The following is a 23,502-nucleotide window of genomic DNA, read 5'->3' on the forward strand; positions in this document are numbered from 1 at the left end:
CTTAATCAGATTCATGCTCTACGCCGCCTTCGCGCATATTCCTTTAAGGGAAAGCGTTAACGAATGATTACGCCCTTGGATGGGCACGATCGTAGACCTCGAGCAACCTTGCCGAATCGACGCCTGTATAGACCTGCGTGGTCGAAAGGCTGGCATGGCCGAGAAGTTCCTGAATGGTGCGAAGGTCACCGCCACCGGCAAGCAGATGCGTTGCGAACGAGTGGCGCAGCGCATGCGGCGTTGCCGTCTCCGGCAGGCCGAAGGCGCTGCGCATCTTCTGCATGGTACGCTGGATGATCGCCGGCTGCAGCTTGCCGCCACGGGCGCCGCGGAAGAGAGGTTCGGCTGCTTCGAGATGAAACGGGCAGAGCGCGCGGTACCTGCCGACGGCTTCGCTGACGATGGCGAGAAGCGGCACGAGGCGGGTCTTGTTGCCCTTACCGGTGATGCGTAGCGAGCTCGCGGCGTCGTGGAAATCGCCGGGCGTCAGATCAAGCGCTTCGGAGATACGCAACCCGCAGCCATAGAGGAGCGTCATCACGGCCGCATCGCGCGCCGCGATCCAGGGGGCATCGTGCATCTGTGCCTCGTCGCTGACGACGGTGACGGCCTGACGGTCGGAGAGTGGCTTCGGCAGCGATTTCGGCTGCTTCGGAGAGCGGACGGCGCTGGCGCCTGCGGCGTTCACCAATTCCTTCTTTTCGAGATAGCGCAGCAGCGAGCGCAGGCCGGCGAGATTGCGGCCGAGCGAACGGGCGCCGGATCCCTCCTTGCGGCGGGCGGCAAGGAAGGCGCGGAAATCGGCGGGGCGGAGCGCCTCGATATCCTTCAGCGTCGTTGGGCCGCCGAGATGGCCGGTGAGGAAGGTCAGGAACTGGCGGCTGTCGCGCTCGTAGGCGTCGAGCGTGTGTTCCGAAAGGCGGCGTTCGCTCTCCAGGCTCTCAAGCCAGGCGCTGCGCTCTGACATCAGGCGCGGATCGGCGATAATCAAAAGTTCGTTCACGGCTCGGGCCTTGATTTCGGGGCAATCGCCGCCAATTTTCACCGAGGGACAGTTATGGAATTGCTAATATCGGCCAAGCGCTTGTCATGCTTCGATCATAATAGGTTGCGATAGCTGGTTCCCGGAACGAGGCAGGACTTTTGTATGGCGCGGCGCCACTCCACGACGGCTTTCGGACAGCTCGCGGAAGCAATCGCCCTGGTTTCTCACGGCAACCCCGGCCATATCGTCGACACGCTGATTGCCGAGCGCGGACAGCGGATCGTCAACAACCCGCTCTGGCCGGTGATGCGGCCCTTCCTCTACACGCTCTTGCGCTACAACAAAGCGCTGCAATTCGCCAATGATGTGGCGAATATGCCGGGCTTTCAGTGCTTCGAATATATGAGCAATCTGCTGAAGCTGGATATCCAGGTGCAGCATGCCGAGCGCATTCCGGAAACGGGCGGTTTCATTTTGGTCAGCAACCACCCGACGGGGATCGCCGATGGCGTTGCCGTCTTCGATCTCCTGAAGACGCGCCGGCCGGATATGATGTTCTTTGCCAATCGCGATGCGGTTCGCGTCAATCCGCGTTTTGCGGAGATGGTCATCCCGTCGAGTGGCGCGAGGAATACAAGACCAAGCTCAAGACCCGCGAGACGCTGCAGCTGACCAACCATGCGGTGAAGGAAGGCAAGGCGACGATCCTTTTTCCATCCGGCCGTATCGCCTATTGGGCGAATGGCAGGCTCAACGAACGGCCGTGGAAGAGCTCTGCAGTGGGGCTGGCGCGCAAATACAATCTGCCGATCCTGCCGGTGCATATGACCGCCCGCAATTCCGGGCTGTTCTACTGGTTTGCCAAGTGGTCGACCGAGCTTCGCGACATGACCGTTTTCCACGAACTCCTGAACAAGCGCGGCGACCGGTTCGATTTTACGATCGGCGATCTCATCCCGGTCGAGCAGCTGGATGGCGATATCAACGATGTGACGAAGGCGCTAGAGCAGCACACGGTTTTCGGATTGGCCGCTGATGACAGCGCCCGCTTTTCGCCGGTCGCCCGGGAGCCGCAACCGGAGCCGCTGCTCGCCCATTCTTTTTGACGCTGGTTTGCGCTAAAGCGGTCTCATGCGTCTTCGCTCGATGTTTGCCCAGAATTACCGCTCGCTGCGCTCGATCCGCATGGATCTGGCGGATACGACGCTGTTTCTCGGCGAGAACGGCGTCGGCAAATCCAATCTCTATCGCGCGCTGCAGCTGGTGCAGGCGGCCGTGCGCGGGCGGCTGGCGCACGAGCTGGCGGCGGAGGGCGGCATGCTCTCGGCGCTCTGGTCCGGCACGCGGCGCAAGTCCGATGGGCCGGCGCGGATCCGGCTTGAAGTCGAAATCCTTGATGAAGAGAGGGCGGTCACTTTCCGCTATCATGTCGAAGCGGGATTGCGGCCGCCAACGGCCGCCGCTGGCTTTCCGCTCGAGCCGCAGGTGAAGGCCGAGGAGCTGACGGTCGAGACCGGCCGCCGGGCCGTGACGATGATGAAGCGATCCGGTCCCGGCATTTTCGTGCGGGACGGCGACGGGCGGATGCAGGAGCATCCCGAGGAGGCGCTGACATCCGAGACGGCAATCGCGCTGCTCGGCGATGCCGGCAATTTCCCTGAGGTCGCCGCCTTCCGGCGCATCGTCAGCAACTGGCGATTCTTCCATGGTTTCCGCACCGACCGCGCCTCGCCGCTGCGCCATCCCTGCCTTGCCGTCACTGGGCCGATGCTGGATGAGGATGGGGCCAATCTGGCGGCCGTCTTTGCGACGCTCGTGCATACCAGGCAGGATACGGTCGAGCTCGATCGCATCTTGGGTTCCGCCCTCGGCGGCGCGCAGCTGGTCGTGCCGGAACCGGGCGAGACGGCGGAGTTCGGGTTGAAGCTGCCGGATTTTCCGCATCGGATCTTTCAGCCGCGGGAGCTGTCGGACGGGCAGATCCGGTTTCTCGGCCTCGCCGCCGCACTCCTCTCCTACCGGCTGCCGCCGCTGATCGCGCTCAACGAGCCGGAAGCCAGCCTGCATCCGGATATGCTGGGGCCGCTGGCAGATATGATCGCTGAGGCCTCGAAGACCAGCCAGGTGTGGATCGTCACGCATTCGGCGCAGCTCGCCGAAGCCGTCCGTGAGCGATGCGGCCTGCGTCCGCGCAAGGTGATCCGCGAGAACGGCGCGACCTGGATCGAGGGCATGCGGCTGACGGGCGTGATCTCGGGTGAAGAGGACGATGACGACTAGCATGCGGCGGGTTTCATTTTCACGCCGTAGCGGGCATGGTCTGGCGCGATGAGCACAGATTCGTCCGATCTCTTTGGCGCATTGTTCGAGACGCCACCGGCAACCCGCACGGTTCCGGTGCTCGTACCCTTGCCTGCGCCGCGGCCCTATTCCTATTCCGTGCCGGAAGGCATGGCCGTCGAGCCCGGTTCGGTCGTGCAGGTGCCGCTCGGGCCGCGCCAGGTGATCGGCGTCGTCTGGGATGGCGGCGAGGATGGCGTCGATCCGAAGAAGCTGCGGCCGATCAGCCACGTCTTCGATTGCCCGCCGCTGACCAAGGAGATGCGCGATTTCATCGACTGGGTATCGGCCTATACGCTCTCGCCGCCCGGTCTCGTGGCGCGCATGGCGCTGAGGGCTCCGAATGCGTTCGAGCCAGAGCCGATGGTCGAAGGCCTGCGCTTCATCGGCGGCGAACCGGAGCGGATGACGCCGGCGCGCGCTCGCGTGCTCGAGCGGGCCTCCGATGGCGTTTCCTGGACGCGGACGGGGCTTGCCCATGCCGCCGGGGTCTCGACCAGCGTCGTCGACGGCCTGATCAGCCAGGGGATTTTCGAAACGATCTTCCTGCCGCCGCCACCTGTCGTCGCAAAGCCGGATCCTGATTTTGCCGCCTCGCGATTGGCCGGCCCGCAGAAGGATGCGGCGGAGGATATTCTCGGCGAGGTGCGCAATGGCGCCTTCGCCGTATCGCTGATCGACGGTGTTACCGGTTCGGGCAAGACCGAGGTCTATTTCGAAGCGATCGCGGAGACGCTCAGGCGCGGCAAGCAGGTGCTGATCCTGCTGCCCGAGATCGCGCTGACGGCGAGTTTCCTCGAGCGTTTTCAGGATCGCTTTGGTGCCAAGCCTGCCGAATGGCATTCCGATCTGGCGCCGCGTATCCGCGAGAAGGTCTGGCGGCAGGCTGTTACCGGCGAGGTGCGTGTCGTCGCCGGTGCGCGTTCGGCGCTCTTCCTGCCGTTCGAAGATCTCGGCCTGATCATCGTCGATGAAGAGCATGACCCTGCCTACAAGCAGGAGGACCGCGTCTATTACAATGCCCGCGACATGGCCGTCGTGCGGGCGCGGATCGGTGATTTTCCGATCGTGCTGGTATCTGCAACGCCGTCGGTCGAGAGCCAGGTCAACGGCCAGAGCGGTCGCTATACGACGATCCATCTGCCGACGCGCTTCGGCGATGCGGCGCTGCCGGATCTGCATCTCGTCGATATGCGCCGTCATGCGCCGGAGCGCGGCGGCTTCCTGTCACCGGTACTGATCCGGGCGATCGGCAAGACGATCGAGAAGAAGGAGCAAGCACTGCTCTTTCTCAACCGGCGTGGCTATGCGCCGTTGACGCTTTGCCGCGTCTGCGGGCATCGCTTCCAGTGCCCGCAATGTTCGAGCTGGCTGGTCGAGCATCGCTTCCGCAGCCAGCTGCAATGCCATCAGTGCGGCTATACCGAGCGCACACCCGAAGCTTGCCCGGAATGCGGCACGCTCGATCATCTGGTCGCCTGCGGCCCCGGCGTCGAGCGCATCGCCGAAGAGGTCGAGCGGCATTTCCCGGATGCACGAACGATCGTCCTGTCATCCGATATTACCGGCGGCGTGAAGCGGCTTCGTCTTGAGCTCGATGCCATCGCCAAGGGCGAGGCTGATATCGTCATCGGCACGCAGCTCGTCGCCAAGGGGCATAACTTTCCGTTGATGACGCTGGTCGGGATCGTCGATGCGGACCTCGGGCTGGCGAATGGCGATCCGCGCGCCGCGGAGCGCACCTTCCAGCTGCTCTCGCAGGTGACCGGCCGCGCCGGGCGAACCGGTTTGAAGAGCCATGGTCTATTGCAGACCTACCAGCCGCAGCATCCCGTGATGCAGGCGATCGTTTCAGGTGATGCCGGGGCCTTCTACGAGCGGGAGATTACCGAGCGCGAGCGGGCGATCCTGCCGCCCTTCGGCCGGCTGGCCTCGATCATCGTCTCGGCCGAGACCCGCCAGGACGCGGAAAGCCATGCGCGCGGCATTCGCAGTTCGGCGCCGCAGGTGTCGGGCATTTCGGTGCTGGGTCCGGCTGAAGCGCCGCTGGCGATCGTGCGCGGCCGCCACCGTTTCCGCCTGCTGGTCCACGGCCGGCGCAATTCCGATATGCAGGCGTTCCTGAAAACCATGCTGGCGCAAGCGCCGAAGGAGCGGGGCTCTGTTCAGGTTCAGCTGGATATCGATCCGCAGAGCTTCCTTTAAAAACAGCTGATCGTGGCCGTTTCCGGCAGCAGACAATCATGCCATAAGGTCAAAAAACATGGGCATGATTTGGGGCTGATTCATGGAGTTCTATTTTCCGGAAACCTTCGGCGAGCAGCTGGCATTCTGCTGCGCGGCATTCACGGCGGCCGCGGGCTTCGTCATCATGTTCGCGCCCGGTTACGCCATGAAGCTCTTCGGTCTCGCGCCGCGCGGCGAGCGGCGGGATGGTTATGCGGAGCAGCGCTCGGTCGGCGGCTTCTATCTCGGCTTCGGTCTGGCGGCGATCATGCTCGCCCAGGACTTCATCTACATGGCGCTCGGCGCCGCCTTCGCGATGGCATTTTTTGCCCGCGTCATCTCCCTTCTTTCTGATAAGGGGAGCGCAATTATCAACTATTTACTTCTGGTTGTGCAGGCGGTTCTCGCAGCGGTTCCGCTGGCCTATTCTTTTGGGTTCTTTGCAACCTGAATTACAGGGCTGACGGGCGCCCGCTCGCCTGCTCGAATGCCATTTCACGATTTTGCCGACAGAAAATCATTCGAAAGGCATATTCGGGCATTACGCGTGTTGCGAGTCCCTGCGTCCTATGTTAGACGGACCCCGAATTTCGGAAGAAGCAAGAGGCTTCTCTTGCGATTTCTGGGGGAAATCAAAACGAATTCAAGAGCATAGGTCAGGCGCCCGCCGACGGCCGGATTCTTGAATTGAAATCAGGGAAATTTGTGCCCGTGGCAGACACGTCCCAGCTTACTTCTGGTGTTGCAGAACGATATGCGTCCTCGCTATTCGATCTGGCGCTCGAAGAAGGTGCCGTCGAGAGCGTCACCGCAGATCTCGACCGTTTCCAGGCGATGCTGGATGAGAGCGACGACCTTAAGCGTTTCGTCGCCAGCCCGGTGTTCTCGGCTGACGATCAGCTGAAGGCTATTGTTGCCATCAGCGAAAAGGCCGGTATTTCCGGTTTTGTCGGCAACTTCCTGAAGGTCGTGGCGCGCAACCGCCGCCTGTTCGCCCTCCCGGGCATGATCAAGGCCTTCCGTGTCATCGCTGCCCGTCAGCGTGGCGAAATTTCTGCCGAGGTTACCTCGGCCCATGCGCTCACTGCAGCGCAGGAAACCGAATTGAAGGCGGCGCTGAAGGGCGTCACCGGCAAAGACGTGGCGATTGCCGTCACGGTTGATCCGTCAATTCTTGGTGGTCTGATCGTCAAGGTCGGGTCCCGTCAGATTGATACGTCGCTTCGCACCAAACTTTCTACTCTCAAGCTTGCATTGAAAGAGGTTGGCTGATGGATATCCGCGCCGCGGAAATTTCCGCAATTCTCAAAGATCAAATCAAAAACTTCGGCAAAGAGGCTGAGGTTTCGGAAGTCGGCCAGGTTCTTTCTGTCGGCGACGGTATTGCTCGCGTTTACGGTCTGGACAACGTTCAGGCCGGTGAAATGGTCGAGTTCCCGGGCGGCACCCGTGGTATGGCTCTGAACCTCGAATCCGACAACGTCGGCGTCGTTATCTTCGGTTCGGACCGCGACATCAAAGAAGGCGACACCGTCAAGCGTACGGGCGCCATCGTTGACGTTCCGGTTGGTCCGGAACTCCTCGGCCGCGTCGTTGACGCTCTCGGCAACCCGATCGACGGCAAGGGCCCGATCAATGCCAAGCAGCGCGCACGCGTTGACGTCAAGGCTCCGGGTATCATCCCGCGCAAGTCGGTTCATGAGCCGATGTCGACCGGCCTCAAGGCTATCGACGCCCTCATCCCGGTTGGCCGCGGCCAGCGCGAGCTCGTCATCGGCGACCGCCAGACCGGCAAGACCGCGATCATTCTCGACGCGATCCTGAACCAGAAGGCCATTCACGACTCCGGTCCGGAAGGCGAAAAGCTGTTCTGCGTCTACGTCGCTGTCGGCCAGAAGCGTTCGACCGTTGCTCAGTTCGTCAAGGTTCTCGAAGAACGCGGCGCTCTGAAGTACTCGATCATCATCGCTGCCACGGCTTCCGATCCGGCTCCGATGCAGTTCCTCGCACCGTTCGCCGGTTGCGCCATGGGCGAATACTTCCGTGACAACGGCCAGCACGCCCTGATCGGTTACGACGACCTGTCCAAGCAGGCTGTTTCCTACCGTCAGATGTCGCTGCTGCTGCGCCGCCCGCCGGGCCGCGAAGCTTACCCGGGCGACGTTTTCTACCTGCACTCGCGTCTCCTCGAGCGCGCTGCAAAGATGAGCGACGAAAAGGGCGCCGGTTCGCTGACCGCTCTGCCGGTCATCGAAACGCAGGGCAACGACGTTTCGGCCTTCATTCCGACCAACGTGATCTCGATCACCGACGGCCAGATCTTCCTCGAAACCGACCTGTTCTACCAGGGTATCCGCCCGGCTGTTAATGTCGGTCTGTCGGTTTCGCGCGTCGGTTCTGCCGCGCAGATCAAGGCGATGAAGCAGGTTGCAGGCTCGATCAAGGGCGAACTCGCCCAGTATCGCGAAATGGCGGCATTCGCTCAGTTCGGCTCGGACCTCGACGCCGCAACCCAGCGCCTCCTGAACCGCGGTGCACGTCTGACCGAACTCCTGAAGCAGCCGCAGTTCTCGCCGCTGAAGACGGAAGAACAGGTCGCTGTGATCTTCGCAGGCGTCAATGGCTACCTCGACAAGCTGCCGGTTGCATCGGTCGGCAAGTTCGAACAGGCTCTGCTCTCCTACCTCCGCTCGGAAGGCAAGGCGATCCTCGACACGATCCGCACGGAAAAGGCTATCAGCGACGATACGAAGGGCAAGCTCACTGCTGCTCTCGAAACGTTCTCCAAGTCTTTTGCCTGATCGGACCCAGTTAGGACGGATAACGGATGCCTTCACTTAAGGATCTGAAAAACCGGATCGCCTCCGTCAAGGCGACGCAGAAGATTACCAAGGCGATGAAAATGGTCGCCGCGGCTAAGCTTCGGCGTGCGCAGGAGGCGGCCGAGGCCGCCCGGCCTTACTCGGAACGCATGGCGGCTGTTCTTTCGAACATCGCCAATGCGGTTACCGATGCCGACGGCGCACCGCTGCTCATGACCGGTACCGGCAAGGATCAGGTTCACCTGCTCGTTGTCTGCACCGCAGAACGCGGCCTTTGCGGCGGCTTCAACTCGCAGATCTCGCGCTTTGCCCGTGATCATGCGCGCAAGCTGATCGCCGAAGGCAAGACCGTGAAGATCTTCACGGTCGGCAAGAAGGGCTTTGACAGCCTGCGCCGCGAATTCGCATCGCTGATCGTCGAGCGCAAGGAATTGCGCGAGGTCAAGCGCGTCGGATTCGACAACGCGGACCAGATCGGCAAGCGCATCATCGAGATGTTCGAAGCCGGCGAGTTCGACGTTTGCACGCTGTTCTATTCCGAGTTCAAGTCGGTCATCAGCCAGATCCCGACGGCCCAGCAGATCATCCCGGCACAGGCGCCTGAAGGCGTTGTCGAAGATGCTGCCCATGCCGGCGCGGTCTATGAATATGAGCCGGATCCGGCTGCGATCCTTGAGGATCTGATCCCGCGCAACATCTCTGTCCAGATCTTCCGTGCACTGCTTGAAAACGCAGCCGGTGAAATGGGCGCCAAGATGAGCGCGATGGACAACGCGACGCGTAACGCAGGTGAGATGATCAACAAGCTGACGCTCAACTACAACCGTCAGCGTCAGGCGCAGATCACCAAGGAACTGATTGAAATCATTTCGGGCGCGGAAGCGCTCTGAGGTTAGAGAAAGAGGGTATTAAAATGGCTAGGGCAGCTACCCCGAAGGCGGCAGCGAAGACCGCCGCTAAGAAGACCGCCACAGGCTCTGTCGGCAAGGTCACACAGGTTATCGGCGCCGTCGTCGACGTTGCTTTCGAAGGCGAACTGCCGGCGATTTTGAACGCGCTCGAAACCACGAACATGGGCAACCGCCTTGTTCTCGAAGTCGCACAGCACCTCGGCGAAAACTCCGTTCGCACGATCGCCATGGACTCGACCGAAGGTCTGGTTCGCGGTCAGGAAGTCACCGACACCGGCGCTCCGATCTCGGTTCCGGTTGGTGACGAAACGCTCGGCCGTATCATGAACGTCATCGGCGAGCCGGTTGACGAAGCTGGTCCGCTGGTTACCGCTTCCAAGCGCGCCATCCACCAGGACGCTCCGGCTTACGTCGAGCAGTCCACGGAAGCGCAGATCCTCGTCACCGGCATCAAGGTCGTCGACCTTCTCGCTCCTTACGCAAAGGGCGGCAAGATCGGCCTGTTCGGCGGCGCAGGCGTCGGCAAGACCGTTCTCATCATGGAACTGATCAACAACGTCGCCAAGGCGCACGGTGGTTACTCGGTGTTCGCAGGCGTGGGTGAACGTACCCGCGAAGGCAACGACCTTTACCACGAAATGATCGAGTCCGGCGTTAACAAGCACGGCGGTGGCGAAGGCTCCAAGGCTGCGCTGGTTTACGGCCAGATGAACGAACCGCCGGGCGCACGCGCTCGTGTTGCTCTGACCGGTCTGACGGTTGCTGAACACTTCCGCGACCAGGGCCAGGACGTTCTGTTCTTCGTCGACAACATCTTCCGCTTCACGCAGGCTGGCTCGGAAGTGTCGGCTCTGCTCGGCCGTATTCCTTCGGCCGTTGGTTATCAGCCGACGCTCGCAACCGACATGGGTCAGATGCAGGAACGCATCACCACGACCACGACCGGTTCGATCACCTCGGTTCAGGCCATTTACGTCCCCGCCGACGACTTGACCGACCCGGCGCCGGCAACTTCGTTCGCCCACCTGGACGCAACGACCGTTCTGTCGCGTTCGATCGCTGAAAAGGGTATCTACCCGGCCGTTGACCCGCTCGACTCCACGTCGCGCATGCTCGACCCGATGGTTGTCGGCGAAGAGCACTACGAAGTGGCTCGTAAGGTTCAGTCGACGCTGCAGCGCTACAAGGCCCTGCAGGATATCATCGCCATCCTGGGTATGGACGAACTGTCTGAAGAAGACCGTCTGGCAGTTGCCCGCGCCCGTAAGATCGAGCGCTTCCTGTCCCAACCGTTCTTCGTCGCCGAAGTCTTCACCGGTTCGCCGGGCAAGCTCGTTGCGCTCGAAGACACGATCAAGGGCTTCAAGGGCCTGGTCAACGGCGAATACGACCACCTGCCGGAAGCAGCCTTCTACATGGTCGGCTCGATGGAAGAAGCCATCGAAAAGGCCAAGAAGCTCTCCGCAGCCGCTTGATGAGCGACGCTCATGACGAGATTTTCTGCTGCGACTCCCTTCGGGAAGTCGTGGCAGATCTTCCGGCCCCCGCAGCCCCGACCGTCTATAGGGCGGATAACGGCCAGCTGATGATGGTGGTGGGACTGGTCCAGACCGAAGAGGGTCTCGGCTATCTCGATCAGGCGATACAGCACTGCCCGTTCTGCGGGACCAAACTGCAAGATGCAAAGGCCGAGAAGGTAAGTCACTGATGGCTGACAATTTCAATTTTGAACTCGTATCTCCGGAGCGTCTGCTTCTGTCGGAGATGGTGACGGAAGTTGTCATTCCGGCCACCGAGGGCGAGATGACGGTCATGGCCCACCATGCGCCGACGATGACGACCATCAAGCCCGGCATCGTCAGCGTTCGTTCGGCCTCCGGCAGCAAGCAGGACTACGTTGTGTTCGGCGGTTTCGCCGATATCCTGCCGACCGGCTGCACGCTGCTTGCCGAATCTGCTGTTCCGGTTGAGGAAATCAACAAGGACGAGCTGACCCGCCGCATCGAAGCTGCGCAGAAGGACCTCGAGGATGCCGAGCATCACGAGCACAAGTCCAAGCTTGAGCAGTTCATCCTCGAACTCACGCATCTGCGTGGCGTCGTCGAGCAGGATTGATCGGGACTTTTCCCAAACGATTGAAAGCGGCCTTCAGGGCCGCTTTTTTGTTTTCAGGCTACCGGATCGACCAGCGCACCCGGGCGGTGGCCTTGCCCGGGTGCGCATCGCAGCCGCGCACCTGCCAGAGCCGCGGCCGTGATCTCTAGGCCGCCGCCTGATAGGGCTGCTCGTTGCGGGCGGCGCGAAGGGCGCGCGCCCACCATTGCAGCCTGCCCATCATCCGGCTGAGGTGCCGCAGCGCCTCTTCCGGGCGGTCGAAGTGCCCGTCCTTGTCGAGCCGGTCCCAGGGGGAGACGATGCTGACCGTGTCGCGGATCGCGACTGCGTGGAGCTCGGCGAAGACCAGGCGCAGATGCTCGACGGCGCGCAGGCCGCCCGAGATGCCGCCATAGGCGACGAAGGCGATCGGCTTGACGTGCCAGGGCTCGTAGAAGGCGTCGATGAAGAATTTCAACGAGGCGGGAAAGCTGTGATTGTATTCCGGCGTGACGATGATGAAGGCGTCGGCGCGCTGCAGCCTCGCGGCGATCTCGCCGGTTTCGTCGCCGCTATTGGGGACCAGGCCGAAATCGAGCGGGTCGATGATATCCAGTTCGATCAGCGGGTAGTGGCCGAGCTGGCTGACGAGCCATTTGACGACGCGGTCGCACATGCGGCCGGGCCGCGTGCTGCCGTAGATGACGGCCAATCTGATCGTGGTCTGCATGCATTGCTCCTTCTTTACGATCGTCAGGAGCTCAGGTTATAAAACCTCAACTAATATTGAGGTCAACAGCCCATGCAGAAAAATTCGGATGGCATGATGAGCCGGCTGCTCAGTGTCGGCGAGGTAGCGGCGCGCAGCGGTCTTGCCGTATCGGCGCTGCATTTCTACGAGAGCAAGGGGTTGATCGCGAGCATTCGTTCGCGCGGCAACCAGCGCCGTTATGGCCGCGATGTGCTGCGCCGTCTCGGGATCATCAAGGTGGCGCAGCGGGTTGGAATTCCGCTTGCCGAGATCGAGGCGGCCTTCGCGACCCTGCCGCAGGGCCGCACGCCGACGGTCGCCGACTGGCAGACGTTGTCGCAGCTCTGGAAGAACGATCTGGACGACCGCATCAAGCGGCTGACACTGTTGCGCGACCACCTGACGGGATGCATCGGCTGCGGCTGCCTGTCGATCGAAAGCTGTCCGCTGCGCAACCCGCATGACAGGCTTGGCAGCGAAGGTACCGGCGCGCGGTTGCTCGAAGATATCTAGGCGGCGATGCGCTCGGCCTGCAGGAAGCTCTCCAGAGCCGCTGCCTCGTCCTTGCTGAGGTAGAGACCCTTCTTGCTCCGCCTCCAGAGGACATCCTCAGCGGTGAAGGCCCATTCATGCTGCATGAGATAGCGCACTTCGGCCTCATAGAGATCCGACCCGAAATGCCGGCCGAGATCGGCGGTCGAGGCTGCCTTGCCGAGCAGGATGGTGGCCTTGGTGCCGTAGCGGCGCGTCAGCCGCCGCGCATGGGCCGGCGCCAGGAACGGATAGGCCGCCTGCAGCCTGGCCACTTCCGCCTCAAACCCCTGCGCTGGAAAATCCCCGCCCGGCAGATGGCTCTTCGCCGTCCAAGGGCTGCCCCTCATGCCGATCGCCTCGCCGATCTTCTCCAGCGCATGTTCCGACAGACGCCGGTAGGTGGTGAGCTTGCCGCCGAAGACGTTGAGCAGCGGCGCGGCATTCGCCTCGCTGCCGTCTTTGCCCTCAAGCTTCAGCACGTAATCGCGCGTCGCCTCCTGCGCCTTCGAGGCGCCATCGTCGAAGAGCGGGCGGACCGCCGAATAGGTCCAGACGATATCGTCGGCGGTGACCGGCTCCTTGAAATACTCGCTTGCCGCCTTGCAGAGATAATCCGTCTCTTCCGCCGATATCCTGACATCCTTCGGATCTCCACCATAATCCCGGTCGGTGGTGCCGATCAGGGTGAAGTCTTCCTCATAGGGAATGGCGAAGATGATGCGGTTGTCGGGGTTCTGGAAGAAATAGGCCTTGGGACCGTCGAACTTCTTCTTCACGATGATATGGCTGCCCTGGACGAGCCGGACATGGCGCGCCTCGTTCTGGCCGAAGGCGGCGCGGATGACGTGATCGACCCAGGGACCGGCGGCATTGACCAGCATGCGGGCCTGATGCGTCTCGCTGCGGCCCGAGAGCGTATCCACCGTCTCGACGACCCACAGCCCGTTCTCACGCCGCGCCGACACCACTTTCGTGCGCGGCATGATCAGCGCGCCCTTGTCGGCGGCATCCCGGGCGTTCAGCACCACCATGCGGGCATCGTCGACCCAGCCATCGGAATATTCGAAGGCTTTCGTAAACAGCGCCTTCAAGGGCTTGGCTGCTGGGTCACGGCGCATGTCGAGCACCGCTGTCGGCGGCAGGAGCTTGCGGCCGCCGAGGTGATCGTAGAGGAACAGACCCAGCCGGATCAGCCAGGCCGGGCGGATGCCGCCCTTGTGATAGGGCAGGACGAAACGCATCGGCCAGATGATATGCGGCGCCATCGCCCAGAGCACTTCGCGCTCCATCAGCGATTCACGCACGAGGCGGAACTCGTAATGTTCGAGATAGCGCAGGCCGCCATGGATCAGCTTGGTGGCGCCCGACGAAGTGCCGGAGGCGAAGTCGTTCATCTCCGCCAGCGCCACCGAATAGCCGCGCCCCGCCGCATCACGCGCGATCCCGCAGCCGTTGATGCCTCCGCCGATCACGAATAGGTCGAAAGTCTGGCTGCCCACGCGGTTCTCCAACGATTTGGTGCTTAAAATGAAATCCATTAAGCGCTAAAACGAAAGAAAACGAATGTCAAACGAACCTTTTGCGACAGCGTAAGATTTAATCTTTGGTGCTGCCCGCCCGGTTGGTCTCCACCAGATTGATGCCCCCCTCGGAACAGATGCGGCGGAGCGAATCCAGCGTGCATTCGTCGGTCACGAAGGTATGGACCTGCGACAGGTGGCCGATGCGAACGGGCGCCGTGCGCTCGAATTTGGTGGAATCGGCGACCAGCACGACATGCCGGGCATTGGCCATGATCGCCTGGGCTACCTTCACTTCGCGGTAATCGAAATCGAGAAGCGCGCCATCGGGATCGATCGCCGAGGCGCCGATCACCGCATAATCGACCTTGAACTGGCGGATGAAATCGACGGCGGCTTCGCCGACGATGCCGCCGTCCGAGTGGCGCACGACGCCGCCGGCGATCACCACCTCGATCGACGGGAATAGTCGCAAGCGGCTGGCGACATTGATGTTATTGGTGATGACCATCAATTCGTGATGCTCGATCAGGGCTTCGCCGACTGCTTCCGTCGTCGTGCCGATATTGATGAAGAGGGAAGCATTGTTCGGGATCAGCGCGGCCGAGGCACGGCCGATCGCCGTCTTCTCGTTGGCCGCGATCGAGCGGCGCGCTTCGTATTTGACGTTCTCGGTGCCGCCAGGGAAGATCGCCCCGCCATGGATGCGCGTCAGCACGCGGCTGTCGCAGAGATCGTTGAGGTCCTTGCGGATCGTCTGCGGGGTGACCGAGAAGCGGGCCGCTAGGTCTTCCACCAGCACGCGGCCCTCTGACTTTGCGATGTCGAGGATCTCGGTCTGCCGTCCGGACAGAAACATGCTGCGCCTCCCTTTCTTTCGTTTCTTGCGATCATATGTTAAAGCGAAAATTGCGCAATCGGCGACTGCCAGCCGGAGTGGGGAGGGCCTCAGCGTGTTTCATCCAAAGCTTTTCGAAAACCGCAATGTCGTCGTCACGGGGGCCGGGCGCGGCATTGGCCTCGAGGTCGCACGCCAGTTTCTCGATTGCGGCGCACGCGTCGCCGTTCATACCGGCCGCAGCAAGAGCCGCGACCTTCCGGACTTCCTGCTGACGGCCGAAGCCGACCGCCGCGCCGTGCTGATTTCAGGCGATTTCAGCGAGCCGGGCGGCACCGCCACTTTCGCCTGGAAGGTGCTGGATGCCTTCGGCACCATTCATGTGCTGGTCAATAACGCCGGGACGATGGTCGGCCGGTTTCCGGCGGGTGAGCTGACGGATCAGGATTATGAGGTGGTTACCCGGCTCAACCAGACCTCCGTCGTCGAGGTGACGCGCGCGCTGCTGCCGGCGTTGCGGGCCGCCAAGGGTGCGGCGATCGTCAACACCGTATCGATATCGGCGCTGACCGGCGGAAGCCCGGGATCGGCGATCTATTCGGCCTCGAAAGCCTTCGTTTCCACTTATTCGAAGGCGCTGGCGCGCGAGCTTGCCCCTGACATGATCCGGGTCAATTGCGTTTCGCCGGGTACGATCGAAACCGACTTCCATGAGCGCTATTCGTCGCGCGAAAAGCTTGAGGCGACACGCAAGACCATACCGTTGCAACGGCTCGGAACCTCCGAGGATTGCGCCCCCGCCTACCTGTTTCTGGCCGCGCCTTCCTTAGCGGGCTACATCACCGGGCAAGTTCTGGAGATCAATGGCGGCCAGCTTATCTGCTGATTTACTTGGACTATTTTTGGTATTTTAGTAAAATTGCGCAGTATATCGGTCTGAATATGGTATCGCTTGGGCCCGTCCCAACCCGTCCATCAGAGAATCCGAATGCGCTTGCCTACAACTGCGCCGGGAACAGCCGGTCAGGAACTGCAGAAGCTTGCCGAAAAAGCTCACGAAGCGAGCAGCCTCCTGAAGGCAATGGCACATCAGACGCGCCTTCTTATTCTCTGCATTCTCGCCGAGCAGGAAAAGACCGTCAGCGAGATCGAGGAACTGCTTGGGGTGCAGCAGGCCATGGTATCGCAGCAGCTCGCGCGGCTGCGCATGGAAGGACTGGTCAACACCCGTCGCGAAGGGCGTCTCGTCTATTACAGCCTCGGCAATGACAGCGTCGCATCCTTCCTGGATTCGCTTTTCGCCATGTTTCCGGCGCCCGCTGCCCGTTGAGGCAGGTCTTGCTAAGCTTATGATGTCCCGCCAAAGATGCCCGGACGCACAGTTCGGCAGGAGGCCGGATGATCGACAAGCTGGAATTCTTCATAGCTCTTGCCAATGAAAAGCATTTCGGCCGCGCCGCCGAAGAATGCGGTGTTTCGCAGCCGACGCTATCAGCCGCGATCCGGCAGCTGGAAGACCAGCTCGGCGTGATGCTGGTGCAGCGCGGCTCGCGTTTTCAGGGGCTGACGCCGGAAGGGCAGCGCGTGCTCGAATGGGCACGCCGCATCGTCGGCGATACGCGCACCATGCGCGAGGAAATGCGCACGGCCCGCAAGGGTCTTTCCGGACACCTGCGGATCGCCTCCATTCCAACGGCTTTGGCGATGCTGCCGCGGATCACCACGCCGTTTCAGGAACGCCATCCTGACGTGACCTTCTCGATCGTCTCGCGCAATTCTCTGCAGGTTCTCAGCATGCTTGAAAATCTCGAGATCGATGCGGGTGTCACCTATCTCGAAAACGAGCCGCTAGGGCGGGTGACGGCCGTGCCGCTTTATGCCGAGCGCTACAATCTGATCACCGCGGCCGGCAGCCCGCTTTCGGATCGCGAAACTGTGACCTGGCGTGAGGTTGGCAATCTTCGGCTTTGTCTATTGACCGCAGACATGCAGAACCGCCGTATCATCAACCGGCATCTGGCCGAAGCTGGGGCCACAGCGCATCCGACGCTCGAATCAGGATCGATGATCGTCTTGTTTTCCCACGTTCGAACGGGGCGCTGGGCGAGCATCATGCCGCGAAATGTCGCGGAATCATTCGGTTTTCCTGCCGAAATCCGGATGATCCCGATTGTCGAGCCCGAGGCCGATCATCTTGTTGGCCTGGTTGCGACGCATCGCGAGCCGTTCACGCCACTCGTCTCTGCGCTGTTGCATGAAGCAAGGATTCTCGCGGAGAGCGAAGATCTTTGATAGGAAAATCCTATCAACTGACGGAACAGCTTTATTGATCGGTTGCATGTTCCCTGAGACACTTCCTGTCACAATGTCATACCAAGCTGGGGGAGCATGGTGTGACGGCTGATAACGGGAAGCCTCGGGAGGCCTGCCACAATGAATGCTCACGTCGCCAATGGCGATATTGCCGAGCGCACCCGCGCGATCGTCTCGCACCTTCGTTCCCTCGAAGGCCCGCTCCTTCCAATCTTGCATGAAGTCCAGGATGAGTTCGGTTATGTGCCGCAGGAAGCGCTTCCTGTCATTGCGCATGAGCTGAACCTGTCGCGCGCCGAAGTGCATGGCGTGGTGACCTTCTATCACGACTATCGCGACCATCCTGCAGGCCGCCACGTCCTGAAGCTCTGTCGGGCCGAGGCCTGTCAGTCGATGGGCGGCGACGCCGTGGCTGAGCGGGTCAAGAAGCTTCTCGGCATCGATTTTCACCAGACGACGCTCGATGGCAGCGTGACGCTGGAGCCGGTCTACTGTCTCGGGCTTTGCGCCTGCGCCCCGGCGGCAATGCTCGACGGCGAGCTCTATGGCCGCATCGATGACGAGACCATTGCCGAATTCGCAGCGGAGGTTCGGCGATGACCGTCAAGATTTTCGTTCCGCGCGATGCAGCTGCACTTTCGCTCGGCGCCGACAAGGTTGCCAAGGCGATCGCTTCAGAAGTTGCAGCACGCGGCCTCGATGTGAAGCTGGTACGCAACGGCTCGCGCGGTATGCTCTGGCTGGAACCTCTCGTCGAAGTGGAAGTCGACGGTAGGCGTATCGGCTATGGTCCTGTGAAGGCCAAGGATGTCGCCGGATTGTTCGAGGCTGGGCTTGTGTCGGGTGGCGATCACGCGCTCTGTCTTGGGGAGGTCGAAAGCCTCCCATTCCTCAAGGAACAGACCCGCCTGACTTTCGCCCGCTGCGGCATCACCGATCCGCTGTCGCTCGAAGATTACGAGGCGCATGGCGGTCTTGCCGGGCTCCGGCGCGCGGCCGCGATGGCGTCTGCCGATATCGTCAAGGAAGTCACCGATTCCGGTCTGCGCGGCCGTGGCGGCGCGGGTTTCCCGACCGGCATCAAGTGGAAGACGGTTCTCGACGCCCAGGGTCCGCGCAAATACATCGTCTGCAACGCCGACGAGGGCGATAGCGGTACCTTTGCCGACCGGATGATCATGGAAGGTGACCCCTTCGTGCTGATCGAAGGGATGGCGATTGCGGGTCTCGCGACGGGCGCCACCAAGGGCTTCGTCTATACGCGCTCGGAATATCCGCATGCGATCGCCGCGATGACGGCGGCGGTCGAAATCGCCCGCAAGGCCGGCGTGCTCGGTCCGTCGGTCATGGGCTCGGGCAAGGCCTTCGATATCGAAGTGCGTATGGGAGCCGGCGCCTATGTCTGCGGCGAGGAAACGGCACTGCTGAACAGCCTGGAAGGCAAGCGCGGCATCGTGCGTGCCAAGCCGCCGCTGCCGGCGCACAAGGGCTTGTTCGCATCGCCGACCGTCATCAACAACGTGATTTCGCTGGCGTCAGTGCCTGTCATTCTCGACAAGGGCGCTGCCTTCTATCGCGACTTCGGCATGGGCCGTTCGCGCGGCACCATCCCGCTGCAGATCGCCGGAAACGTCAAGCATGGCGGTCTCTATGAGACGGCCTTCGGCCTGTCGCTCGGCGATATCGTCGACAAGATCGGCGGTGGCACGGCGACGGGACGGCCGGTCAAGGCGGTACAGGTCGGCGGCCCGCTCGGTGCTTATTTCCCGCGCGCGCTTTTCGACACGCCGTTCGACTATGAGGCCTTTGCCGCCAAGGACGGACTGATCGGCCATGCCGGCATCGTCGTCTTCGACGACACGGCCGACATGCTGAAGCAGGCGCGTTTCGCCATGGAATTCTGCGCGGTCGAAAGCTGCGGCAAGTGCACGCCCTGCCGCATCGGTTCTACGCGCGGCGTGGAGACGGCCGACAAGATTGCCCAGGGGATCGAACCCGAAAAGAACCGGGCGCTGCTCACCGATCTCTGCAACACGATGAAATTCGGCTCGCTCTGTGCTTTGGGCGGCTTCACCCCATATCCGGTGATGAGTGCGATGACGCACTTCCCGGACGATTTCGCTCCCACACCCCTTATCGAAGCGGCGGAGTAAAGACCCATGTCTCTCGTTTACGAAATTGACTACGGAACGCCGGCTTCGAAATCCGAAGCCATGGTCACGCTGACCATCGATGGCCGCGAAATCACCGTGCCGGAGGGCACGTCGATCATGCGCGCTTCGATGGAAGCCGGGATACAGGTGCCGAAGCTCTGCGCCACCGATATGGTCGATGCCTTCGGTTCCTGCCGCCTCTGTCTCGTCGAGATCGAAGGCCGCAACGGAACGCCTGCGTCCTGCACCACGCCGGTTGCCGCCGGTCTCGTGGTTCATACGCAAACGGGCCGACTGAAGGATATCCGCCGCGGCGTCATGGAGCTCTACATCTCCGACCATCCGCTCGACTGTCTGACCTGCGCTGCAAACGGCGATTGCGAATTGCAGGACATGGCGGGTGCCGTCGGCCTGCGTGACGTTCGCTACGGCTATGAGGGCGACAATCACGTCAAGGCGCGCAGCAATGGCGAGATCAATCTGAAATGGATGCCGAAGGACGAGTCGAATCCGTACTTCACCTATGATCCGTCGAAATGCATCGTCTGCTCGCGCTGCGTTCGTGCCTGCGAGGAAGTGCAGGGCACCTTCGCGCTGACGATCGAGGGGCGTGGTTTCGGATCGCGCGTTTCGCCCGGCATGCACGAGCATTTCCTCGATTCCGAATGCGTTTCCTGCGGCGCCTGTGTGCAGGCCTGCCCGACGGCGACGCTGACGGAAAAATCGGTCATCGCCATCGGCCAGCCGGAACATTCGGCCGTCACCACCTGCGCCTATTGCGGCGTCGGCTGCTCGTTCAAGGCGGAAATGCGCGGCGAAGAGCTGGTGCGCATGGTTCCCTGGAAGGATGGCCAGGCGAACCGCGGCCATTCCTGCGTCAAGGGCCGCTTCGCCTACGGCTATTCGACACACAAGGACCGTATCCTCAACCCGATGATCCGCGAGAAGGTCACTGATCCCTGGCGGGAAGTGACCTGGGACGAGGCCTATGCGCATGTCGCCTCCGAGTTCAAGCGCATCCAGTATCAGTATGGCCGCGAAGCGGTCGGCGGCATTACCTCGTCGCGCTGCACCAACGAGGAGACCTTCCTCGTCCAGAAGCTGATCCGCGCCGGCTTCGGCAATAACAATGTCGATACCTGCGCCCGCGTCTGCCATTCGCCGACCGGCTACGGTCTCGGCCAGGCCTTCGGCACCTCGGCAGGCACGCAGAATTTCGACAGCGTCGAGCATTCCGATGTCGTGGTCGTCATCGGCGCCAATCCGACGGATGGCCATCCGGTCTTCGGTTCGCGTCTGAAAAAGCGGCTGCGTCAGGGCGCCAAGCTGATCGTCATCGACCCCCGTCGCATCGATCTGGTGCGCACGCCACATGTCGAGGCGGCCTATCACCTGCCGCTGAAGCCCGGCACCAACGTTGCGGTCATGACGGCGCTGGCGCATGTCATCGTCACCGAAGGCCTGTTCAACGAGAAATTCATCCGCGAGCGCTGCGACTGGTCGGAATTCGAAGATTGGGCGGCCTTCGTTTCGGAACCGCAGCATAGCCCCGAGGAGACCGAGAAGTTCACCGGCGTTCCGGCGGCCGATCTGCGCGGCGCGGCGCGGCTCTATGCGCTCGGCGGCAATGGCGCGATCTATTACGGCCTCGGCGTCACTGAGCACAGCCAGGGCTCGACGACGGTCATGGCGATCGCCAACCTCGCCATGGTGACCGGCAATATCGGCCGCGAAGGCGTCGGCGTGAACCCGCTGCGTGGCCAGAACAACGTGCAGGGCTCCTGCGATATGGGCTCGTTCCCGCACGAGCTGCCGGGCTACCGCCATATCTCCGATGACGCGACCCGCGATGTCTTCGAGAAGCTCTGGGGCGTTAAGCTCAACAATGAGCCGGGCCTGCGCATTCCGAACATGCTGGACGCGGCTGTCGATGGCACGTTCAAGGGCCTCTATATCCAGGGCGAGGACATTCTGCAGTCCGACCCCGACACCAAACACGTGGCGGCGGGTCTCGCAGCGATGGAATGCGTCGTCGTGCAGGATCTCTTCCTCAACGAGACCGCCAACTATGCGCATGTCTTCCTGCCCGGCTCGACCTTCCTGGAGAAGGACGGCACCTTCACCAATGCCGAGCGCCGCATCAACCGCGTGCGCAGGGTGATGACGCCGAAGAACGGTTATGCCGATTGGGAAGTGACGCAGAAGCTCGCCCAGGCGATGGGCCTTAACTGGAACTACAAGCATCCATCCGAGATCATGGACGAGATCGCCGCGACGACGCCGAGCTTTGCGATGGTCTCTTACGACTATCTCGAAAAGATGGGCTCGGTTCAGTGGCCGTGCAACGAGAAGCATCCCGAGGGATCGCCGATCATGCATGTCGATGGTTTCGTTCGCGGTAAGGGCAAGTTCATCCGCACGGAATATGTCGCGACCGACGAACGGACTGGCCCGCGCTTTCCGCTGCTGCTCACCACCGGCCGCATTCTCAGCCAGTACAATGTCGGGGCACAGACGCGCCGTACCGATAACGTTGCCTGGCATCCGGAAGACCGGCTGGAAATCCATCCGCATGACGCCGAGCAGCGTGGCATTCGCGATGGCGACTGGATCAAGCTGCAGAGCCGCTCCGGCGATACGACGCTGCGGTCGCTGATCACCGAGCGCGTGGCGCCTGGTGTAGTCTACACGACCTTCCACCACCCGACGACGCAGGCGAACGTCATCACCACCGACTTCTCCGACTGGGCGACCAACTGCCCGGAATACAAGGTGACGGCGGTGCAGGTTTCGCCGTCCAACGGGCCGACGGAATGGCAGCTCGAATATGACGAGCAGGCCCGCCAGAGCCGCCGCATCTCCGGCAAGATGGAGGCCGCGGAGTAATGCCCGACCGGCACACACGCATCTCCGTCAGCCGCATCGCCCGCAAGGGCGGTGTGGTCATGCCGGGCGAGCGGATCGTGCCGGAAGAAGTACCGATCGCCTTCTCCTATGGCGGCAGTTCTCATGCTGTGATGATGGCGACGCCGGATGATCTCGAGGATTTCGCCGTCGGTTTCAGCCTGACGGAAGGCATCATCAGCTCGATGGAGCAGATCTCCTCGGTCGAGGCCGTCGATAGCGAGATCGGCATCGACGTGCAGATCATGCTTGCCGATGACGTCGAGGACGCTCTGCGCGCCCGGCGCCGAAGCATGGCGGGGCCGGTCGGCTGCGGGCTCTGCGGCATCGAGTCGATCGAGCAGGCGGTGCGCAAGGTGCCGGATGTGTCCGATACCGGTTTGATGCTCACGCATGCCGATATCGTGCGGGCGGCTTCGCTGCTGAACGAGACGCAGCCGCTGCATCGTGAAACCCGGGCCGTCCATGGCGCAGGATTCTATCTCCCCGGCGAAGGGCTTCTTGCCGTCCGCGAGGATGTCGGCCGTCACAATGCGCTCGACAAGCTCTGTGGCGCGGTGATCCGTTCGGGGCGAACCGGCGCCGGTGGTGCCGTCCTCGTTACCAGCCGTATTTCGGTCGAGATGGTGCAGAAGACGGCGATCCTGGGCGCATCGATCCTGATCGCCATCTCGGCGCCTACAGCGCTTGCCATCCGCACGGCCGAAGAAGCCGGAATGACGCTTGTTGCGCTGGTGCGCGGCGACGATTTCGAGATTTTCACCCATCCAGACCGCATCTCGCCCGAAAGCATCGCCGATGTCGCATGATACCCGTTCCAAGCTGGTCTACATGGCCAATCAGATTGCCACTTTTTTCAAGACCCAGCCGGCCAACGAGGCGGCTCAGGGAGTTGCTACGCATATCAATAAATTCTGGGAGCCGCGCATGCGGCACCAATTTTTCGAGATTCTGGAGCAGGAGAATAACGGTTTCGATCCCTTGGTGATCGAGGCGTCTTCCCTGATCCGCAAGCCCGAGCCGGCGGAGCCTATCCGGCAGTAAACATCGTTTCGCGCAAGGGGGGACGCAGGTTGTCATTGCCTGTTCGAGCGCGATTCATGTCAGCAAG

22 protein-coding genes and 1 pseudogene are annotated in these 23,502 nt (G+C 61.9%); 19 read left to right on the forward strand and 4 right to left on the reverse strand.

Features of this window, described 5'->3' with window-relative positions; translation table 11 throughout:
* Positions 1-67 precede the first annotated feature (67 nt).
* Positions 68-1,003: a tyrosine recombinase XerC gene (locus tag F2982_RS10690; protein WP_203427798.1), complete on the reverse strand. Its 936-nt coding sequence runs from the start codon at positions 1,001-1,003 to the stop codon at positions 68-70.
* Positions 1,004-1,147: 144 nt separating this feature from the next.
* On the opposite strand from F2982_RS10690, the pseudogene F2982_RS10695 reads away from it, so the two are divergent.
* The 10 genes and pseudogenes from F2982_RS10695 to F2982_RS10740 all read left to right on the forward strand — a co-directional run bounded on the left by F2982_RS10695 (position 1,148) and on the right by F2982_RS10740 (position 11,399).
* Positions 1,148-2,091 (forward strand): annotated as a pseudogene (locus F2982_RS10695) (1-acyl-sn-glycerol-3-phosphate acyltransferase).
* Positions 2,092-2,116: 25 nt separating this feature from the next.
* Positions 2,117-3,265, forward strand: coding sequence for an AAA family ATPase (locus tag F2982_RS10700; RefSeq protein WP_203427799.1), 1,149 nt, complete (start codon positions 2,117-2,119; stop codon positions 3,263-3,265).
* Positions 3,266-3,313: 48 nt separating this feature from the next.
* On the forward strand, positions 3,314-5,530 hold the full coding sequence (locus F2982_RS10705) for a primosomal protein N' (RefSeq protein WP_203427800.1): 2,217 nt from the start codon (positions 3,314-3,316) through the stop codon (positions 5,528-5,530).
* Between the two features lie 82 nt (positions 5,531-5,612).
* Positions 5,613-6,002, forward strand: a complete 390-nt coding sequence (locus F2982_RS10710) for a DUF4345 domain-containing protein (RefSeq protein ID WP_203427801.1) — start codon at positions 5,613-5,615, stop codon at positions 6,000-6,002.
* A gap of 254 nt (positions 6,003-6,256) precedes the next feature.
* Positions 6,257-6,823, forward strand: coding sequence for a F0F1 ATP synthase subunit delta (locus F2982_RS10715; RefSeq protein WP_112717954.1), 567 nt, complete (start codon positions 6,257-6,259; stop codon positions 6,821-6,823).
* The gene (atpA, locus tag F2982_RS10720; protein ID WP_130283317.1) at positions 6,823-8,352 is read left to right on the forward strand and encodes a F0F1 ATP synthase subunit alpha; all 1,530 of its coding nucleotides are present in this window, start codon (positions 6,823-6,825) and stop codon (positions 8,350-8,352) included. Before F2982_RS10715 ends, atpA begins: the two co-directional genes overlap by 1 nt.
* 26 nt (positions 8,353-8,378) lie before the next feature.
* The gene (locus F2982_RS10725; protein WP_112717958.1) at positions 8,379-9,263 is read left to right on the forward strand and encodes a F0F1 ATP synthase subunit gamma; all 885 of its coding nucleotides are present in this window, start codon (positions 8,379-8,381) and stop codon (positions 9,261-9,263) included.
* A 23-nt stretch (positions 9,264-9,286) separates the two neighbouring features.
* Positions 9,287-10,759, forward strand: coding sequence for a F0F1 ATP synthase subunit beta (atpD, locus tag F2982_RS10730; RefSeq protein ID WP_112717960.1), 1,473 nt, complete (start codon positions 9,287-9,289; stop codon positions 10,757-10,759).
* Positions 10,759-10,992: a hypothetical protein gene (locus F2982_RS10735; RefSeq protein ID WP_112717962.1), complete on the forward strand. Its 234-nt coding sequence runs from the start codon at positions 10,759-10,761 to the stop codon at positions 10,990-10,992. Before atpD ends, F2982_RS10735 begins: the two co-directional genes overlap by 1 nt.
* Entirely contained in the window at positions 10,992-11,399 is a 408-nt protein-coding gene (locus F2982_RS10740; protein WP_112717964.1) for a F0F1 ATP synthase subunit epsilon, read from the forward strand. Before F2982_RS10735 ends, F2982_RS10740 begins: the two co-directional genes overlap by 1 nt.
* Before the next feature lie 145 nt (positions 11,400-11,544).
* On the opposite strand, the gene F2982_RS10745 is transcribed toward F2982_RS10740, so the two are convergent.
* The gene (locus F2982_RS10745; RefSeq protein WP_130283319.1) at positions 11,545-12,108 is read right to left on the reverse strand and encodes an NAD(P)H-dependent oxidoreductase; all 564 of its coding nucleotides are present in this window, start codon (positions 12,106-12,108) and stop codon (positions 11,545-11,547) included.
* 72 nt (positions 12,109-12,180) lie between these two features.
* Between F2982_RS10745 and soxR the strand changes: the two genes are divergently transcribed.
* The gene (gene soxR, locus F2982_RS10750) at positions 12,181-12,642 is read left to right on the forward strand and encodes a redox-sensitive transcriptional activator SoxR (RefSeq protein ID WP_112717968.1); all 462 of its coding nucleotides are present in this window, start codon (positions 12,181-12,183) and stop codon (positions 12,640-12,642) included.
* On the opposite strand, the gene glpD is transcribed toward soxR, so the two are convergent.
* Together glpD and F2982_RS10760 are read right to left on the reverse strand one after the other, a co-directional pair.
* Positions 12,639-14,162 carry a glycerol-3-phosphate dehydrogenase gene (gene glpD / locus F2982_RS10755; protein ID WP_246777426.1) on the reverse strand — a complete coding sequence of 508 codons (1,524 nt, stop codon included), beginning with the start codon at positions 14,160-14,162 and terminating at the stop codon, positions 12,639-12,641. The two genes, soxR and glpD, sit on opposite strands and share 4 nt — an antisense overlap.
* Positions 14,163-14,259: 97 nt before the next feature.
* A complete protein-coding gene (locus F2982_RS10760; RefSeq protein WP_112720146.1) occupies positions 14,260-15,042 on the reverse strand; it encodes a DeoR/GlpR family DNA-binding transcription regulator in 783 nt (260 codons plus the stop codon).
* Between the two features lie 94 nt (positions 15,043-15,136).
* Here F2982_RS10760 and F2982_RS10765 point away from each other — a divergent pair, with 94 nt between their 5' ends.
* The 8 genes from F2982_RS10765 (at position 15,137) to F2982_RS10800 (ending at position 23,435) form a co-directional block, all read left to right on the forward strand.
* Positions 15,137-15,907 carry an SDR family oxidoreductase gene (locus F2982_RS10765; protein ID WP_203427803.1) on the forward strand — a complete coding sequence of 257 codons (771 nt, stop codon included), beginning with the start codon at positions 15,137-15,139 and terminating at the stop codon, positions 15,905-15,907.
* Between the two features lie 102 nt (positions 15,908-16,009).
* Entirely contained in the window at positions 16,010-16,351 is a 342-nt protein-coding gene (locus tag F2982_RS10770; RefSeq protein ID WP_112720148.1) for a metalloregulator ArsR/SmtB family transcription factor, read from the forward strand.
* A gap of 68 nt (positions 16,352-16,419) precedes the next feature.
* A complete protein-coding gene (locus tag F2982_RS10775) occupies positions 16,420-17,313 on the forward strand; it encodes a LysR family transcriptional regulator (RefSeq protein ID WP_130284330.1) in 894 nt (297 codons plus the stop codon).
* Positions 17,314-17,454: 141 nt separating this feature from the next.
* Entirely contained in the window at positions 17,455-17,934 is a 480-nt protein-coding gene (locus F2982_RS10780) for a formate dehydrogenase subunit gamma (RefSeq protein ID WP_203427804.1), read from the forward strand.
* Positions 17,931-19,487 carry an NADH-quinone oxidoreductase subunit NuoF gene (locus F2982_RS10785; protein ID WP_203427805.1) on the forward strand — a complete coding sequence of 519 codons (1,557 nt, stop codon included), beginning with the start codon at positions 17,931-17,933 and terminating at the stop codon, positions 19,485-19,487. Before F2982_RS10780 ends, F2982_RS10785 begins: the two co-directional genes overlap by 4 nt.
* Before the next feature lie 6 nt (positions 19,488-19,493).
* Entirely contained in the window at positions 19,494-22,373 is a 2,880-nt protein-coding gene (gene fdhF / locus F2982_RS10790; protein ID WP_203427806.1) for a formate dehydrogenase subunit alpha, read from the forward strand.
* On the forward strand, positions 22,373-23,200 hold the full coding sequence (fdhD, locus tag F2982_RS10795; protein ID WP_203427807.1) for a formate dehydrogenase accessory sulfurtransferase FdhD: 828 nt from the start codon (positions 22,373-22,375) through the stop codon (positions 23,198-23,200). Before fdhF ends, fdhD begins: the two co-directional genes overlap by 1 nt.
* Positions 23,190-23,435: a formate dehydrogenase subunit delta gene (locus F2982_RS10800; RefSeq protein WP_203427808.1), complete on the forward strand. Its 246-nt coding sequence runs from the start codon at positions 23,190-23,192 to the stop codon at positions 23,433-23,435. Before fdhD ends, F2982_RS10800 begins: the two co-directional genes overlap by 11 nt.
* Positions 23,436-23,502 lie beyond the last annotated feature (67 nt).

Origin of the sequence: Rhizobium sp. BG4, from assembly GCF_016864575.1 — a bacterium.
GTDB lineage: Bacteria > Pseudomonadota > Alphaproteobacteria > Rhizobiales > Rhizobiaceae > Rhizobium.

Coding starts and splice junctions, on each gene's coding strand:
- F2982_RS10780 (WP_203427804.1), top strand. CDS start 17,455: ATGAATGCTCACGTCGCCAATGGCGATATTGCCGAGCGCACCCGCGCG.
- atpD (WP_112717960.1), top strand. CDS start 9,287: ATGGCTAGGGCAGCTACCCCGAAGGCGGCAGCGAAGACCGCCGCTAAG.
- F2982_RS10775 (WP_130284330.1), top strand. CDS start 16,420: ATGATCGACAAGCTGGAATTCTTCATAGCTCTTGCCAATGAAAAGCAT.
- F2982_RS10725 (WP_112717958.1), top strand. CDS start 8,379: ATGCCTTCACTTAAGGATCTGAAAAACCGGATCGCCTCCGTCAAGGCG.
- F2982_RS10770 (WP_112720148.1), top strand. CDS start 16,010: ATGCGCTTGCCTACAACTGCGCCGGGAACAGCCGGTCAGGAACTGCAG.
- F2982_RS10785 (WP_203427805.1), top strand. CDS start 17,931: ATGACCGTCAAGATTTTCGTTCCGCGCGATGCAGCTGCACTTTCGCTC.
- fdhF (WP_203427806.1), top strand. CDS start 19,494: ATGTCTCTCGTTTACGAAATTGACTACGGAACGCCGGCTTCGAAATCC.
- soxR (WP_112717968.1), top strand. CDS start 12,181: ATGCAGAAAAATTCGGATGGCATGATGAGCCGGCTGCTCAGTGTCGGC.
- F2982_RS10740 (WP_112717964.1), top strand. CDS start 10,992: ATGGCTGACAATTTCAATTTTGAACTCGTATCTCCGGAGCGTCTGCTT.
- atpA (WP_130283317.1), top strand. CDS start 6,823: ATGGATATCCGCGCCGCGGAAATTTCCGCAATTCTCAAAGATCAAATC.
- F2982_RS10760 (WP_112720146.1), bottom strand. CDS start 15,042: ATGTTTCTGTCCGGACGGCAGACCGAGATCCTCGACATCGCAAAGTCA.
- fdhD (WP_203427807.1), top strand. CDS start 22,373: ATGCCCGACCGGCACACACGCATCTCCGTCAGCCGCATCGCCCGCAAG.
- F2982_RS10700 (WP_203427799.1), top strand. CDS start 2,117: ATGCGTCTTCGCTCGATGTTTGCCCAGAATTACCGCTCGCTGCGCTCG.
- F2982_RS10745 (WP_130283319.1), bottom strand. CDS start 12,108: ATGCAGACCACGATCAGATTGGCCGTCATCTACGGCAGCACGCGGCCC.
- F2982_RS10735 (WP_112717962.1), top strand. CDS start 10,759: ATGAGCGACGCTCATGACGAGATTTTCTGCTGCGACTCCCTTCGGGAA.
- F2982_RS10705 (WP_203427800.1), top strand. CDS start 3,314: ATGAGCACAGATTCGTCCGATCTCTTTGGCGCATTGTTCGAGACGCCA.
- F2982_RS10710 (WP_203427801.1), top strand. CDS start 5,613: ATGGAGTTCTATTTTCCGGAAACCTTCGGCGAGCAGCTGGCATTCTGC.
- F2982_RS10800 (WP_203427808.1), top strand. CDS start 23,190: ATGTCGCATGATACCCGTTCCAAGCTGGTCTACATGGCCAATCAGATT.